Source organism: Polaromonas sp. CG_9.7, assembly GCF_015752205.1.
Classification (GTDB): Bacteria; Pseudomonadota; Gammaproteobacteria; order Burkholderiales; family Burkholderiaceae_C; genus Polaromonas.
On record NZ_JADOVG010000017.1, the window covers coordinates 64,558 to 79,817 of the forward strand.

The following is a 15,260-nucleotide window of genomic DNA, read 5'->3' on the forward strand; positions in this document are numbered from 1 at the left end:
GTCTAACACTTTTCGGGTGGCCATCGATTTAGCCATGGGCAAAGCGTTCAAAAGTCACATTGTCCGTGTTACCTAAAAGCGACGCTTTTTGAAGCACGCCGTCGTTGGCTGCCAGAGGAAGTCTGACGAATCGCGTTAGTTTGCGACACAACGTCACCGGGCGCCAGACCGATAGCCTCTACTGGCGCAGCTTGTTGTCGCCGACCACGATTTGACCCTGGGTCAAATCGACGTCGGCAGCAACACCCACCTTTATCTATGGCTTAGCTGCCGGTCGCTGGATCAGAATCCGAACGATTCCGTCTTTCACCGTTGGTGAAATTCGTTGTGCTTCCAGATAGGCAAGGGCTGGCTCATCCACCTTGATGTCAACTTGCAAGCGGTTGCCTTCCAATTGTTTGACTTCAAAGTTTGCCTTCACGCCCCGTAACCCAGCCTGCAACTCCGTTAATCTTGCCTGAGGATCGTCCACAATCAATACGGTGGCGGTTCCACCACGAAGCACATCGTATGCTGGATTTTGAACGTTGCTGGGGGTACTTATCTGGATGACCGCTGCAACGACTATGACCAGAGCCGCAGCGACACCCAACAGCGGAATAGCCATTGATCCACCTCGGCCACTGGCACCGAATATGCCAAGAATGCGTCCCAACAGACCAGAATGCGTGCTGTTGGCAGTCGCAGTCTCCATCAGCCCTTCACGCACAAGGCGTTGACGTAATCTGTTTAACTGCGCCGCATCCGGTTGGCTGGCATCCGCTTCAATCGCATTACGCCGCTCCGATAGTGCGGTTCGCACCGCCAAAGCCTGTGCCGCGTCCAATGCATTCATCCCAGACTTGGGTCTGCCCGCCAAGGCATCAAACCAGTCCTGGTCTTCCCGATCGAGTTCGTTGTTCATGTTTTTTTAGGGCCTTAACAATGGCGTGCAATGCTCGATGTACGGCTTGAGCACCTTTTTGCATTGCGATAAATACTCTTTTGCAGCTCCGACTGTGCGACCAATCCGTTGGGCAATTGAAGCCACACTCTCATCATCCATTTGCATCTCAACGGCGCACGCACGGTCTGCATGGTCTGCTGCAAATCGCTCGAACCCCTGGGTAAAACAATCACGCACCGTCTGTTCAGCGGGGTTATGCGGATTTTTAACAGAAATTTCTCTTTCAATTTTTGATCGGGCACCCTCATCAAGCGCCTCATCATCCAGGGAAATGTCGCCGTTGGGTCTTGCTGACCTGAAATGGTCTCGCATGCAATTTTTTGCAATGTTCCACATCCAGGCGTTCGCACTCGCGTCACCAAATCCGCCATCACCTGTGAAATTGTTCGCACCACGAAAAATCTTGACGATCGTCTCCTGCACAAGATCCTCAGCCTGTTCCCTGGCCAGGCCATTGAACACGAAATGACGCCGAAACTCAGCCCCCTTGCGGTAGAGCGCCTGTAACGCCAACTCTTGGTTGCGCCCACCGGCGCAGACAGCACGAATCATTTCCTGTTCATTCATTGGCCTATTATTTCACGCACTTGCGTCAAACAATGAGCGGGTAAGAGCCGCTAAACGCTCGGCAGTCTGTACACGTCATCAATCATGGACCGAGCCAAAGCAAGGGGTGATGTGATGGCATTCACATACTCTTGCGCCTTCTGGCGACTGATGTCCTCCCGCATGCGATCCAGCACATCATCCACCGTCTCGCCAAAAACCATCTTTGACAGCACCACCATCAACTCAAAGAAGAGAATCAAAACAAAAAACAGAATCCAGGCGACTTGGGCAGCCGTATTGGCGGTGGTGTAAGCATGTAGCGCCTGAACCCGTGCCAGTAAACCAGCCCTGTCAGCACTGGGCGGCCGACTGTGCCACTGGTCAAGTGCCTTGGCTTTTTGAGCCTGCAGCTGTGTCAATCGATCTTGTGCGCCTGAAAAGTCACGATGCAACAGGTCCGCCTGACGAGCCAGTTCACGGTACACCGGTCCAACGCTGCGAACCCTGCTTCCGCAAGTTCCATTGGCCTCACAGGCGGCTGCTTCGTGGGCTTTGAACCAGTCAATCTTCTTTTGGGCAACAACGGCCACTTGCAATTGCACCTGCGTGTCGTGCAGCGCCACCAATCGCGCCTCGCCGTCTCGCTGTAGCTGCTCCGAGATTTCACGGTCAAAAATCACCAGGTCAACCGTCGATGCCCCCAAAATCGAAATCACCACTCCGATGATCAACCGGCTGATATTGATAAACCAGCCCTTGGGTGTTGCAAGTACGATGCGCTCTACCAAATAAACCAAGCCCGCACAGACCAACCCCACCACCGCCGCTGAAAGGGTGTTGAGATGAAATATCCCCGCAGCGATGACAAAACTGGTCAGTGCCCAAAGAATCACGGGAATGTGGATCGCGATGGCAAAGGCTGTGGTGCGCCGCACCGTGGATTGGTGAAAACGCGCGGCCCGCTGGGGCGACTCCCCAACAATGCGGCATAGGTAAGTTGACATGGTCATTTTGTAATCCTGGCAGTTCGAGAGATATGTCTGAAGGCGTTAGCTTTTTGGGCCAAGTAACGCAAAGTCAACGGCTTCTCGCAAGCCTTTGCCAAATCCAATCTGGTATTGGTTTAACGCACTCAAAACCCAGCCTTTGTGCTCGGCTGCCTGTTCAGCTTGGGCTTGCAGGGTCGCCATATCACGCTCTAAGCTCAGGCAGGCGAGGTTCAACTGGGCGGTAACCGTGGTGCAAACACCTGAAGTCTGCAAAGCCATGTTGCGCAGCGCGTCCGCCTTGCGCAGCCTGCTCGCCACCATGGTCGCCATCACATTTTGGAACTTGGCGGCCAGCGTTTCCCGGCCCAGTGCCAAGGCATCCTGCGTCTGATAAAGCGCACCGTTATGCAGCCCAAGACCGAAATGGTTGCCAGCGAAAAAATCTTTCAACTCGTGGGCATCCATCAGTCCTTGATGCAGTGCCGGATTGGCACCGACAGATCGGACGGTTAACTGGCTTGCCAGGCCCACCGGTTCGTCCAAAGGGGAGTCGACCGGCAATTGCACCAGGTGCGCCAGTGCATCTGTGGACTCAGATTCACCGGGGATAGTTTGGGCCGTAGAAGCCTTGGAAGGTTGACTCTTCCATAAGCTGAAATGACGTAACGGGTTCATGGGCTGGCCTTGTGGATGGGTTGATTCGCTCTTGCCCCAATACAGACGCAGCGCGCTCAAAAAGGTCAGGGTGAACAAAAAAGTATTTCACCAAGCAAGCCTGACCTTTCGGATCGCCTCGCGTCTGTCCAGGCGTCAGGCCCACAGGTTTGACCCTGCCATCACCGCCTAACCAACCCCTCCAACTGAATCCCCACTGAACCACACCATGCAGCCACACCCAAAACCGTTCGTTGATCTTCTTCTATGGCTTGCATGGGCATTGCCCATTTCCGTTCACGCGCAACCCTATCGGCAAGAATTGTCGGGTGTTGTGCAACGCGTCGTTGACGGGGATACGCTGGTTCTGTTGGATGCCACACAAACAAGGCGCACCCTGCGCTTGGCCGGAATCGATGCACCCGAGTCACGTATGCCCCATGGTCAGCAAGCCAAGGCGTATTTGGCTGCGTTGGTGCTGGGCCATGAGGTGGTCGCCACCACAGGCAAGCCAGACCGTTATGGCCGCACCATTGCCACCGTAAAAGTGGACGGGAACGATGCCAACATGGCAATGATTCAGGCAGGTCTGGCCTGGCACTACACCAAGTACGCCAAAGAGCAGCCCACTGGGGAGGCTGCGCGTTATGCCGCAGCGCAGCAGTTGGCCCACGTACATGGATTGGGCTTGTGGCAAGAAGAATGCCCCATTGCCCCTTGGACTTTGCGACAGAGGCACAAATCGACACATGTCAAAATGACCATTGAAATATCAACTTGTGCATGCCCATGCCTGTGAACATTAAATCTATTTTCTGTACCGTTTTTTGCACTGTCCTCGTGTTGTTTTCACCAGCCGGTAATGCATGGGCAGATGGGTTCAAGGAGTGGGAGTCTTTGCGTGATGAACATGAAAGACTGCAACAGCAAGGGTTGTATGACCAAGCCATTGCTGTTGGACAAAAGGCTCTGGCTTTGGTTGAAATGGGAGCCGGTGAAGATCACCCGGCCACTGCATTGAGCTTGAGTAATTTGGTTGTAACTTATGGCAGCCTGGCACAGTACGACAAGGCCCTGCCGCTGCAAGAGCGGGCTTTGGCGATACGCGAGAAGGCGCTGGGGCCAGAGCATCCGGATACGGTGCAGAGCTTGAATAATCTGGCTTACATCTACGCTCACCTGGCCAAGTACGACAAGGCCTTGCCGCTGCAACTGCGTGCACTGGCGATAGCCGAAAAAGTGTTGGGGCCGGACCACACGAACACTGCATTTAGCTTAAATAATCTGGCTTCGACCTACGACAGCATGGCCCAGTACGCGCAGGCACTGCCGTTGCACCTGCGGGCTTTGGCGATACGCGAGAAGACACTGGGTCCGGACCACCCGGACACTGCACAGAGCTTGAATAATCTGGCTTCAACCTACGGCAGTCTGGCTCAATACGACAAAGCCTTGCCGCTGCAACTGCGGTCCTTGGTGATACACGAGAAGGTGCTCGGACCGGACCACCCGGACACTGCGTGGACTTTGAACAATCTGGCCCTAACCTACGGCAGCCTGGGCCAGCACGAAAAGGCTTTGCCGTTGCAACTACGTGCGCTAGCTATAAACGAGAAATCGCTTGGATCGAACCACCCCGCCACTGCTGCAACTTTAGGAAATCTGGCTTTCACTTACGGCAGCCTGGCACAGTTTGACAAAGCGTTGCCGCTGGAGCAGAAAGTATTGGCCATCAGGGAGATATCGGCGGGCCTGGATAACCCGGACACTGCAGTGAGTTTGGGTAATCTGGCAAATACATACATCAGGCTGGGCCAACACGAAAAGGCTTTGTCATTGCATCAGCGGGCATTGGCGATAAATGAAAAGGCGCTTGGACCTGACCACCCTGGCACAGCAGTGAGCTTGAATAACCTGGCCTCAACCTACGACGACCTAGCCCAATACGACAAAGCATTGCCACTGGAACTCCGGGCTTTGGCTATCCGCGAGAAAGCGCTTGGCTTGAATCACCCGGACACTGCATTAAGTTTGAATAATTTGGCTTTCACCTACAGCCGCCTGGCCCAGTACCACAAAGCTTTGCCGCTGCAACTGCGGGCTTTGGCTATAGACGAAAAGGCGCGTGGACCGGACCACCCGGACACTGCATTCAGCTTGAATAACCTGGCTGTAACTTACGACAGCCTGGCCCAGTACGACAAGGCCTTGCCGCTGAAAATTCGGGCTTTGGCGATACGCGAGAAAGCGCTTGGGCCGGTTCATCCAGGCACTGCTGCGAGCTTAAATAATCTGGCTTCCACCTACAACAGCCTGGCGCAACATGACAAGGCTTTGCCGCTGCAATTGCGAGCTTTGGACATTAGGGAGAAAGTGCTTGGACTGGACCACCCCGAGACTGCACAGAGCTTGAATAATATGGCTGAAACCTATGACAGCATGTCTCAGTATGACAAGGCCTTACCGCTGAAAATGCGGGCTTTGGCGATACACGAGAAAGTGCTTGGACCGGACCACCCGGACACTGCAGTAGGCTTAAATAATCTGGCTTTCACCTACAGCCATATAGCCCAGTACGATAAGGCCTTGCCGCTGCAATTGCGGGCTCTGGCTATTAACGAGAAAACTCTTGGATCGAACCACCCCAAAACTGCGAATAGTTTGAATAATCTGGCGGGAACCTATGGTAGTCTGGCACAGTACGACAAGGCCTTGCTGCTGCAATTGCGGGCTCTGGCTATTAACGAGAAAACTCTTGGATCGAACCACCCCGAAACTGCGAATAGTTTGAATAATCTGGCGGGAACCTACGGTAACCTGGCACAGTACGACAAGGCCATACCGCTGGAACAGAGAGCATTGGCTATTAGGGAGATAACGTCGGGTTCAAATCACCCAGCCACAGCAACGAGTTTAAATAATCTGGCTACAACTTACAGCAGGCTGGCACAGTATGACAAGGCTTTACCGCTGCTACAGCGTGCTTTGGCTATACGCGAGAAAGCGCTCGAAATGAATCACCCGGATACTGCTGTAAGCTTGAATAATCTGGCTTCCACCTACAACGCCATGTCCAAATACGATGAGGCTCTACCGCTACATCTGCGGGCTTTGGATATAATGGAAAAGTCGCTCGGATTGGATAATCCAGAAACAGCAGGCAGCTTGAATAATCTGGCATTAGTCTACGCCAACCTGGCCCAATACGATAAGGCCTCTCCGCTGAATTTTCGGGCTTTGGCTATCCTTGAAAAAGCGCTTGGACCGAACCACCCGGACACTGCCGGTAGTTTTCACAATATCGCATCGATATTTCGGGAAACCGGCAAGCGCGATGCTGCCACTTTATTTTTCAAAATCGCTGTGAACGCCTACCAATCCCAGCGTGAGCGAATCTCCCGTATTGGTGCCGGTGAACTGCAGAGTTACACCGGTTCCGTTGCATCGACATACCGGGAACTCGCTGCCCTGCTCATCGAACAAGACCGGTTACCGGAAGCCGAGCAGGTATTGGACATGCTGAAGGAGAGTGAACAGTTTGACTTTATCCGCCGCAGCGACAGCGGCGACCCACGCAAGACCAGGGTGGGCTACACGCCGTCCGAGCAAAAATGGATGGTGCGCTACCGAGAGATTGCCGACAAGCTGGCTGGGATCGGCGCGGAAGATCAGGCTCTGCAAAAAGCTGCCAAGTTGGGGCTAACCCCCGAACAGAAGGCCCGTCAAAAAGAGCTGTTGGCTGATCTTGCAGTGGCTCAAAAAGCTTTTTATTCTTTCGTAGGGGAGATGCGCGAAGGCCTCGCCGCCAAGGGCGTGGCGCGTGCAGTTGAGGTGTCAGAGACCAGCGAACAGGCAGCGCGGGAGTCACAAAACTTGCTCAAGAGTTTGGGCAACGATTCTGTGCTGCTGCAGTATTACGTGACCGATGACAAAGTGGGCATGCTGTTAACGACGTCCGGCGTTCAAATCGCCCGCAGCAGTGCCGTTAAAAGCACGGAACTCAATCGCCAAATCGCCGAGTTCCGGCGCTTGCTCCGTAACCCAAAAAGCGACCCGCAGCGTGCTGCACAAGCGCTGTACCAATTGCTCGTGGCGCCGGTTGCCAAGGATCTGGACGATGCAGGGGCCAAGACAGTGATGCTGTCGCTGGATGGCACCTTGCGCTACTTGCCCTTTGGCGCCTTGCACGACGGCAAGCAGTATCTGGCGCAGCGCTGGAACCTGCCGATCTACACCAGCGTGACCAAGGCCAAATTGCGCGACCCGGTCACCCCGCAATGGCAAGCTGCTGGCTTGGGCGTGACACGGGCAGTCGGTGATTTTGCTGCACTGCCAGCTGTCAAAGGCGAAATGGCAAGCATTGTGCAGGCAGGCAAGACAGGCGTATTGCCGGGTGAGGTGCACCTGGACGCGGCTTTTAATGCCGTGCGCTTGAAAGATGTGGCGCAGCGCAAATTCCAATTGCTGCACGTGGCAAGCCACTTCCGGTTCAGCCCGGGCACTGAAGTCAATTCATTCTTACTCTTGGGCGATGGCCAGCACCTGACGCTTGGGGACATCCGAACGCAGAATTACCGCTTTGACAATGTTGACCTGTTGACGCTGTCCGCTTGTGACACCGGCTTGGGTGGCGGTCGGGATGAGCAGGGCCGGGAGATCGAGGGGTTTGGCGTGATTGCGCAGCAACAAGGTGCCAAAGCGGTGCTGGCGACATTGTGGCCTGTGGCCGACCAGAGCACGGCTGAGCTGATGGGTAATCTTTACCGCAGTCGCCAGGAAAAAGGGCTGACCAAGATCGAAGCATTGCGGCAGGCCCAAATCTCACTTTTGAGCCAAGCGAAGTACAGCCATCCGTTTTACTGGGCTCCGTTTATCCTGATGGGTAACTGGAAGTGAACCACGCACGAAGGCAAGTGCCGGTCTATGTCAGGTGGCGAACCTCTATTGGCCCCCAGTGTCTGCCAAGGTACTCTGCCACCAGCCTGCGATGACACTGGTGGGGCAAATGTTCGCTGCACAACATGCAGCCATCGTCAAGCAGGTCGCGGGGTATCAGTTTTTCGACCTTTCGCGCACCCATCAATTCAAGAAACTGTTTTTCATAGGTAGCCCAATCTCCGCCGCCTTTTTTGTAGTCACCAAGCATTTCTTTGGTCGGCGCAAGCTCTGGAGCGTGTATGTATTCCATATCGCAGATGTTTTTGACAAAAAACGCCAAGTCATTCTTTTTGGCGAACCCCGCGAGTTGCGAGACATTGTTGAGTCGTACGTCAACAAGCCGTTTTGCACCGGATTGTTTCAACAAACCAAAGAATGTTTCGGCATTTTTCTCGGTAAATCCAATGGTGTGAATTTTCATAGTGATGTTCATTTGGACTCGCGTTCAAGCTTCTCATCCACGTAGGCGACGCGCTCCTCTTGAATGCGCAAAGCTTCAGACAGGAGTTCTTCGCTGGTTCGAAACAAGTCCTCCAACGGCAGGCCTACCATCCCATGCAACCTGATGAGCGCGTCTGAATGATTTTCTTGCCGACCATCAGAGTGGATGTGGACCACGCTGACACCCTGGCTGAAAAGTGCTTGTCCAACCAGCAAGGTCCGATGGCACTCCAGGGGCTCCTTTTCGGCGCACATCAATGCAAGCTTATTGCTTCCTGACTCGATCAACACGCGGTCGATTCCGCGCTCGAATCCCTTGGTAGCGGCAATGCGTTGATACTGGACGCGGCCGTTTACATAGCAACTCGTGTCGTTTGAGCGTGCTCCAAGCTCCTGCCCCAGGAAGAGGTAGCCAATTCCAGCCGCTCTCAAAGGCCCCTCAATATCGGATCGATTAAATTGAGGTTGAAACCTGCTGTACGGTTGTGACCTGACATCGACGACTTCTGAAATCTCGTTGGATTTAAGGATCTCGATCAGCCGATCCATTGAATGGGTGGAGTGCCCAACTGTATAGACCGTGACTGGCGTAGCATTGATTTTTTTCATATAGGTTCCCGCAAAAAAACAGCCGCAGCTAACTTGTAACAATATCCGTGAAACTGTTCCGTAAGACTGACGGTAACGTAGGCGTTCCCCGCAGTATGTGACCCGATTCCAAGACGTTGAACAGGTTGAACGAGTGCTGGGTCAGTTAACCGCAGCCGATAGACTTTCCCTGCATATTCAAACTCGACCTGTACTTTGAGGTGAGTTTCATTGGCATGGACCGAAGGCATGCTGACTATGAACTTGACGGATGCAACGTGAATCAAAAAAAGCGAGTTCGTGATGAACCCGCTGACCATGTAATCTGGCACGCGGTCATTTGACCCACAGCAGGTATGGTAGCCAGGCGCCCAGAGCTGCAAGGGCTTGTCTTCAAATTCGGCCAATTGTTCCCAACCAATCCGACCAACAATTCTTGTCCGAGGGTTGGGCGTGATGCTGCAGTTTTCCTGCTGATGGTCGTGCGGTCGAGGTGATTGCAGATCCATTTCAACAACATCGAGCGGTGAAATCATCACGCCTTTGGTCTCGCATGTAACGTTGCTTCGGCTAAGTTCCCCTGTCGCATTTGAACTAACGGGGCGAATCCATTGCTTCTCATTTATAAGCTTCCCTGCCATGCAGTAGGCTTTGATTTTGAATGAGTTGGCAAGGCAAACCATTTTAGTGTTTGACATGTGATGACTCCTCTTCCGTATGTTGATCTGGGTTCGACCAAATGGCCTCCCACAAACAGAGACGGATGCCAGCTGAAAAGGTCAGGGTTCGCGCTGATCAGACTAATTTTTGGCTGGGCTTTGAAGCAACTTTGCCAAGCGCAGGCGCGATCGCACAAAGCATTTATTCGCCAACATGCCTGACCTTTTCACCCACGACCCGTCTCTGCATACGAAGGTGAAATAAATCACAACGCCAACACCGCTCACCTTCAGGTGTTGGCCAAGGAACTCAGAATGAACACAGGCTTTACAACACACGCGCTCGTCCGGTCACAACAACGCGGTGTTCCGCCATTAATCAGCGACTGGTTGATTGACTATGGAACTGAAGTTTTCGACGGCCACGGGGGTGTGCTACGGTACTTTTCCGCTCAGTCCATCCGCCAAATGGAGCGCGAGATTGGTAAAGCACCGCTGCAACGTATGTCTGAGTTCCTGCGGTGCTACTTAGTCCAAAGCAGTCTCGACGGGGCCGTAATCACTGTGGGCAAGCGCCATGCAAACAAGCACATCTGGCGCCATTGATAGAGCATGGCAGAGGGGAACGACTGCAGATTATTGTGGCTGAACACGAGGCACTCCCCAAGTGGTTCCAAATGACCGATGGACCCATTGGCAACCACCACCTCAATGCGCTCAAGACCATACTGACCCAGCTCGGCGTTAACTCCCGAGGTTGGCGGCTGTATCTTGATTACGGTGACGCGCTGTTCGCGCCGTTGGCTGCGCATTGGTTTGCGAGGCATGGTAAGGGACGCGAAGGTGCCGTTGTAACACATTGGTTGCGGCTGCTGCAATCATGTGAAATGGACGTTCTGCCTCCACCAGAACTGGTCGCAAGCATGTCGCAATGGCGGGTTCCTGGAAATCAACTTGACGTTGTGCCTCCCTTGTTCCTGCGTGCCGCCTGGAAATCCTGTTCGGCAGCTCAATACAGTGGCGATGGAATTGATGAGTTCATTGAAGCAGAACTCATACCGCTCGCTCAATGGTTTTTTGACAGCGGCGCTTATAAGTCCACTGAGGCGGGCCGATTGAAGGTCGGATGGGATAGTCTGAAGCGCCTGCGACGCGAATCGATTCCCATTGAAGCTCGCAAGTTCGGAAGTGATGAGTGGCCGCCAATCCTGCGCAAGTTTGAGTCGGGTTCGTACCGCACGCTGGCGTTGACAAGCGAAAGTCAACTCCTGGAAGAAGGCGTACAGATGCGCCACTGTGTTGGAACTTACGGCGACCGCTGCCGATTTGAGCCACTACGCATTTTTTCAGTGCGGTACAAGAAAACGGGATTGCGGGTCGCCACCCTGGCGATCAAGGAAACCCAACCTGGTGCTTGGATCGTGGACCAAATCAAAAGGCCAGAAAATTCCGATGTCGATTTCACTCTATGTAGGGAAGTCGATGCCTTGCTTCAGATCGCAAACCGCATCAGCCGCGAAGACCTGCAACTCCGAGGGTTCCTGGATTTAATCCACAGCTTGTCAGCAGGTGAAAAAAATAGGGTTCATTTCGATCGCTGACTTCATCCCCATTCACAAGCAATTTCACAACAAGATAAAAATATATGGCATCAGTAAATAAGATAATTCTCATCGGTCAAGTTGTCGAATCACCGCAGGTTCGCAGCCTCAATGACGGCAGTACGGTTTGCAACCTGACATTGGTTACATCCGAATCATGGGAGGACAAGGTAAACCGCGACAAACGCACGCGAACCGAACGTCACCGCGTAGTGCTCTACCGACAATTGGCTGATATTGCCGGTCGTTACCTGGTTCCCGGATCGCAGGTTTACATAGAGGGGCGACTAAAAACACGTAGTTGGCAAGATCAACAAAGTCAAACGCGCTACGTCACAGAGGTCGAAGCGATCAGTATGACGATGCTGGGTTCAAAAGCGAACTCTTCTCAAGATACCCGCCCACCGACAGGTGTTGCAAAAAAAATCCAGCTGTCCGAGCGCGACCCTTGGGAGAATGCGCCCGAAGGCGATTACCCATCCCCCCCCATAAGTCAGGCTGGAATCGTCGATCCGGATCCATGCCCATTCTGAAGTCGAATATGAACACGCATTCCACAAATACCCGGCGTGGTTCAAAAAGTAACGTTTTTGGGTAACACGGACAATGTGAATTGTGGATGGTTTGCCTATGACTCAACCGATTTCCATTCGAAAAAATGTTGCACGGTTTTGAACCACGCTGAAACTTCTTCATGTCCAGCCATCTTCGGCAAGAATTTATGCCAAGAGTTCTCACTTATGACGTTGTTCAGTTTTGCAGGGCCACTTCCTACAAAGACACCATAGCGCGCATATAGATACCAGTCAGCGGCTGGAGATAAGCACACCCAGCTGAAAGGCATCGCATCAGTTCGTAAAAATATCGGCAACGAAAATGAGCAATCAAATTATTTAACAGTGTGATTATTTTCTTGGTTTTTAGCATAACTCTGGAAATATTTTTTGCAAAGAATTTCGAGATAAGAAGCCTCTAACAGGACATATTTCAGAGTTAAGTCAAGGAAACTACGATTGCGATTATTGGTTTGAAAGTATTCTAATCACACAAACCAATACAGCCATGCGCAATGCTACTTCAACTACTGCTGCTATGCCATTGCTTGATATGACCTTGCCCCTGGATTGTGTATCCCATAACCGAGCTCATGAGTTAGCTTGCCTGGCAAGCCATTCGCTTTCGAATTGCATCGGACTGACATAAGCCAGCGTTGAATGAAGCCGGACTTTGTTGTACCAGAGCAGCCACGCGATAGTTTCATCCTTGGCCTGGCGCCGGGTCACGAAGCGTTGCCCGTGCAAGCGCTCGACCTTCAACGAGCCGAACAGCGTTTCGCTGCAGGCATTATCCCAACAGCTGCCACGCCGGCTCATGGAACTTGTGATGCCGTACTCCTTGAGCGCGTCCCTGAAGGCGCCGCTGGCGTACTGGCTGCCCCTGTCACTATGAAACAGCACCCCGGCGTGCTTGCCCGGGTGGCGCTTGAACCAGGCCATGCGCAGCGCGTCGATGACGATGGCTGACGTCATGTCCTCTCGCAGTGACCAGCCCACCACTTGGCGGCTGAACAGGTCAATCACCACCGCCAGGAACAGCCAGCCCTCATCGGTCGCGATATATGTGATGTCGCCGACCCAGACTTTGTCGGGTTCGGCCACGCTGAACTCGCGGTTCAGCAGGTTTGGCGAGATTGGCAACTTGTGATTGCTGTCGGTGGTGACTTTGAAGCGCCGTTTGCCTTTGGCGCGAATGCCGTGCAACTGCATGAGCTTTTGCACCCGCTGCTTACCCACTGCAATACCGCGTGCCACCAACTCGCGCCAGATGCGCGGCCAGCCGTAGGCGCCACGGGTTTCGGCATGCAGGACCTTGATATGCACCAGCAGCGCCTCGTCGCTCAGGTGGCGCCTCTGCGCACCGCTGGCACGGCGTACCAGGTGCGCGTGGTAGCCAGCCGCGCTGACTTGGAGTATCCGGCACTGCACCGAAACCGGCCACATGCGCCGGTGCTGCTCAATGAGAGGCGTACTTCAAATCGACCCTCTTGCGAAGTACGCCGTCGCTTTTCCCAGGATATCGCGCTCCATCTTCACGCGTGCCAGCTCGGCCCTGAGTCGGCTGATTTCCATTTGCTCAGCACTTACAGGCGCTTTGCTGTCCGCTCCTGTGAGCTTGCCCTGCCGATGGGCCTTGACCCAGTTGAACAGCGTCTGGTCAACCACGCCTAACGTGCGCGCCACTGCCGCGATGCTTTGGCCGTTGTCCACCAGCCGGACTGCTTCTTGTTTGAATTCGAGCGTGTAGCGCGCCCTTGATGTTTTCGTCATCTGCGTTTTCCTTGTCTGAATTGAACCACTCGGCAAGGGATACGTTTTTCAGGGGCAAGGTCAATACAAGATCATATCTCATTAAAAAATATCAAACGTACTGATGGTTTGCAATGGTCTCTGCCATTGCGAACCATCTACAACGCAACAGGTAATTTCAAAATGAATAGCAATGAACAAAACTTCAATTTCAATAACTTCGACTTCAATACCACCGCTTATGACTATCGGACAGTGAATGAATTACTTTACAGCTCTAAGCGTAATCTTCTGAAACTGACGATGCTGATTAACCGGCTCTTTGAGCTGCACTCTCGAATGCTCGTGGTTCGAATTGATTTACGCTACAAAAAGGAAGTAGGTCGAACCATTCCACTTGGAATCATCCAAATGCACCGCGAGCAATTGCTCGCAGACAGGCGGAAGCATCCGAATGAATTTGAAGACATGCTGGGCTACGCTTGGTGCCTTGAATATGGCGAGCAGGAAGGTGGCTTTCACTATCACCTTCTAGCCTTCTACAACGGTGCCGATCGTCGGGGCGATATTGGCATCGGTCTGGCACTGCGTGACCTCTGGGGCACGATTACCGGCGGCTATGGCCAGTGCTATATAAGCAACTTCGACAAAGAAAAATTGGGAAGAGAAGGTTGCTTGGGAATCGGAATGATCCATCGCGATGATGTGTCGCTGCGCATCAACTTGATTGAAAAAGTAGCCGCCTATATCACGAAAAAATGTACTGTGTTTGATATTCAGTCAGACAGGACGCACTCAGGTGAGTTTCGTACATTCGGCAAAAGCAAGATGCCGAAACCCTTGGACCCGAATGTTCCACGACGTGGACGGCCTCCGGCGTCCAGCGGCACGAACTGGTAATGACTGATGTTCATTAGCGTACCTTTTTGGACAGCCTGATTGAACGCGGCCTGCGTGGTTTCAAGTTCATCGCGACTTTTAGATGACAAGTCAAGCAACTCACTCAAACTTTTTTATCAAAATTGGCTGCTTTTCCATCGTCAAGACGTAAATCTAAGATAAAGTTCTGAGTGAGTTGCTTGACTTGGTGTGAAGGATCGCTAACCGGAGGTCACGAAGATGGCCTGTTATCCAGCGCTGAAAAGTTGAATTTTGGTTTGGAAGTAGGTACGGGTTTTTCAGAATTTCGGTGAAAAATGAGGAATGGTCTTCCATTAGAAAGGTGCGAAAACTTTGTTTGTAACTACTCACCCCGCCTGAAGCACGCATAAACGATTCAATCAAAATTTGGCTGCGGCACGCGCCCCTTGCAGGTGGAGAGGGGCCTGCGACGACTTGGCATGGGCCAATTTAATGAGGAAAAGTTGATAGATTATGAATTTAATAAAATGAATGAAAGAAATTGGGGTCCTCCGAAGTATCTGCGTACGTTACGTGCCTCAGATATTAAAATTAAAGCAACGCAATGGGCAATACCTGATTTTTTTCCTTTAGCAGGCTGCTGAAATACTCTGCGGGTAAACGCAACACCCTGCCCGGGTGGGTTGATTTTTCACTCAGCGCACTCGCATTATGAAATTTTTGCTCGC

Annotated in this window: 13 protein-coding genes and 1 pseudogene; 6 read left to right on the plus strand and 8 right to left on the minus strand. The window is 52.7% G+C overall.

The features are described 5' to 3' along the window. Window positions 1-256: 256 nt before the first annotated feature. From IWX87_RS15705 to IWX87_RS15720, 4 genes are read right to left on the minus strand one after another with little or no spacing between them, the layout of a single operon-like run. Window positions 257-904, minus strand: a complete 648-nt coding sequence (locus tag IWX87_RS15705) for a hypothetical protein (RefSeq protein WP_196864466.1) — start codon at window positions 902-904, stop codon at window positions 257-259. 6 nt (window positions 905-910) lie between these two features. Next, a complete protein-coding gene (locus IWX87_RS15710) occupies window positions 911-1,513 on the minus strand; it encodes an RNA polymerase sigma factor (protein ID WP_196864467.1) in 603 nt (200 codons plus the stop codon). Between the two features lie 50 nt (window positions 1,514-1,563). After that, the gene (locus IWX87_RS15715) at window positions 1,564-2,499 is read right to left on the minus strand and encodes a DUF4407 domain-containing protein (protein WP_196868289.1); all 936 of its coding nucleotides are present in this window, start codon (window positions 2,497-2,499) and stop codon (window positions 1,564-1,566) included. A 45-nt stretch (window positions 2,500-2,544) separates the two neighbouring features. Then, a complete protein-coding gene (locus IWX87_RS15720; RefSeq protein ID WP_196864469.1) occupies window positions 2,545-3,237 on the minus strand; it encodes a hypothetical protein in 693 nt (230 codons plus the stop codon). 130 nt (window positions 3,238-3,367) lie between these two features. Between IWX87_RS15720 and IWX87_RS15725 the strand changes: the two genes are divergently transcribed. Beyond that, on the plus strand, window positions 3,368-3,937 hold the full coding sequence (locus IWX87_RS15725) for a thermonuclease family protein (protein WP_196864470.1): 570 nt from the start codon (window positions 3,368-3,370) through the stop codon (window positions 3,935-3,937). Beyond that, complete coding sequence (locus IWX87_RS15730; protein WP_196864471.1) at window positions 3,928-8,034, plus strand: tetratricopeptide repeat protein; 4,107 nt, start codon at window positions 3,928-3,930, stop codon at window positions 8,032-8,034. Before IWX87_RS15725 ends, IWX87_RS15730 begins: the two co-directional genes overlap by 10 nt. 25 nt (window positions 8,035-8,059) lie before the next feature. Here IWX87_RS15730 and IWX87_RS15735 read toward each other — a convergent pair whose 3' ends face one another. Genes IWX87_RS15735 through IWX87_RS15745 form a run of 3 tightly spaced genes read right to left on the minus strand, consistent with a single transcriptional unit; the run spans window position 8,060 to window position 9,803 of the window. After that, on the minus strand, window positions 8,060-8,509 hold the full coding sequence (locus tag IWX87_RS15735) for a DUF488 family protein (RefSeq protein WP_231374840.1): 450 nt from the start codon (window positions 8,507-8,509) through the stop codon (window positions 8,060-8,062). Continuing rightward, complete coding sequence (locus tag IWX87_RS15740) at window positions 8,506-9,126, minus strand: DUF488 family protein (RefSeq protein WP_196864473.1); 621 nt, start codon at window positions 9,124-9,126, stop codon at window positions 8,506-8,508. The genes IWX87_RS15735 and IWX87_RS15740 overlap by 4 nt, the downstream gene beginning before the upstream one ends. Further along, window positions 9,123-9,803: a hypothetical protein gene (locus IWX87_RS15745; RefSeq protein ID WP_196864474.1), complete on the minus strand. Its 681-nt coding sequence runs from the start codon at window positions 9,801-9,803 to the stop codon at window positions 9,123-9,125. The genes IWX87_RS15740 and IWX87_RS15745 overlap by 4 nt, the downstream gene beginning before the upstream one ends. Before the next feature lie 276 nt (window positions 9,804-10,079). Here IWX87_RS15745 and IWX87_RS15750 point away from each other — a divergent pair, with 276 nt between their 5' ends. The 3 genes from IWX87_RS15750 to ssb all read left to right on the plus strand — a co-directional run bounded on the left by IWX87_RS15750 (window position 10,080) and on the right by ssb (window position 11,898). Further along, entirely contained in the window at window positions 10,080-10,370 is a 291-nt protein-coding gene (locus IWX87_RS15750) for a hypothetical protein (RefSeq protein ID WP_196864475.1), read from the plus strand. A gap of 71 nt (window positions 10,371-10,441) precedes the next feature. Further along, on the plus strand, window positions 10,442-11,365 hold the full coding sequence (locus IWX87_RS15755) for a PcfJ domain-containing protein (protein WP_196864476.1): 924 nt from the start codon (window positions 10,442-10,444) through the stop codon (window positions 11,363-11,365). Between the two features lie 44 nt (window positions 11,366-11,409). Beyond that, the gene (gene ssb / locus IWX87_RS15760) at window positions 11,410-11,898 is read left to right on the plus strand and encodes a single-stranded DNA-binding protein (RefSeq protein ID WP_196864477.1); all 489 of its coding nucleotides are present in this window, start codon (window positions 11,410-11,412) and stop codon (window positions 11,896-11,898) included. Window positions 11,899-12,510: 612 nt separating this feature from the next. Here the strand turns inward: ssb and IWX87_RS15765 are convergent. Continuing rightward, window positions 12,511-13,692, minus strand: a pseudogene (locus tag IWX87_RS15765) (IS3 family transposase). A 162-nt stretch (window positions 13,693-13,854) separates the two neighbouring features. On the opposite strand from IWX87_RS15765, the gene IWX87_RS15770 reads away from it, so the two are divergent. Next, the gene (locus IWX87_RS15770; RefSeq protein WP_196864478.1) at window positions 13,855-14,571 is read left to right on the plus strand and encodes an inovirus-type Gp2 protein; all 717 of its coding nucleotides are present in this window, start codon (window positions 13,855-13,857) and stop codon (window positions 14,569-14,571) included. Window positions 14,572-15,260 lie beyond the last annotated feature (689 nt).

What these genes read in the sequence shown, in the direction of transcription:
- IWX87_RS15715 (WP_196868289.1), bottom strand. Translation starts at nt 2,499, where the DNA reads ATGTCAACTTACCTATGCCGCATTGTTGGGGAGTCGCCCCAGCGGGCC.
- IWX87_RS15710 (WP_196864467.1), bottom strand. Translation starts at nt 1,513, where the DNA reads ATGAATGAACAGGAAATGATTCGTGCTGTCTGCGCCGGTGGGCGCAAC.
- IWX87_RS15740 (WP_196864473.1), bottom strand. Translation starts at nt 9,126, where the DNA reads ATGAAAAAAATCAATGCTACGCCAGTCACGGTCTATACAGTTGGGCAC.
- IWX87_RS15750 (WP_196864475.1), top strand. Translation starts at nt 10,080, where the DNA reads ATGAACACAGGCTTTACAACACACGCGCTCGTCCGGTCACAACAACGC.
- IWX87_RS15705 (WP_196864466.1), bottom strand. Translation starts at nt 904, where the DNA reads ATGAACAACGAACTCGATCGGGAAGACCAGGACTGGTTTGATGCCTTG.
- IWX87_RS15755 (WP_196864476.1), top strand. Translation starts at nt 10,442, where the DNA reads ATGACCGATGGACCCATTGGCAACCACCACCTCAATGCGCTCAAGACC.
- IWX87_RS15725 (WP_196864470.1), top strand. Translation starts at nt 3,368, where the DNA reads ATGCAGCCACACCCAAAACCGTTCGTTGATCTTCTTCTATGGCTTGCA.
- IWX87_RS15735 (WP_231374840.1), bottom strand. Translation starts at nt 8,509, where the DNA reads ATGAACATCACTATGAAAATTCACACCATTGGATTTACCGAGAAAAAT.
- ssb (WP_196864477.1), top strand. Translation starts at nt 11,410, where the DNA reads ATGGCATCAGTAAATAAGATAATTCTCATCGGTCAAGTTGTCGAATCA.
- IWX87_RS15730 (WP_196864471.1), top strand. Translation starts at nt 3,928, where the DNA reads ATGCCTGTGAACATTAAATCTATTTTCTGTACCGTTTTTTGCACTGTC.
- IWX87_RS15745 (WP_196864474.1), bottom strand. Translation starts at nt 9,803, where the DNA reads ATGTCAAACACTAAAATGGTTTGCCTTGCCAACTCATTCAAAATCAAA.
- IWX87_RS15770 (WP_196864478.1), top strand. Translation starts at nt 13,855, where the DNA reads ATGAATAGCAATGAACAAAACTTCAATTTCAATAACTTCGACTTCAAT.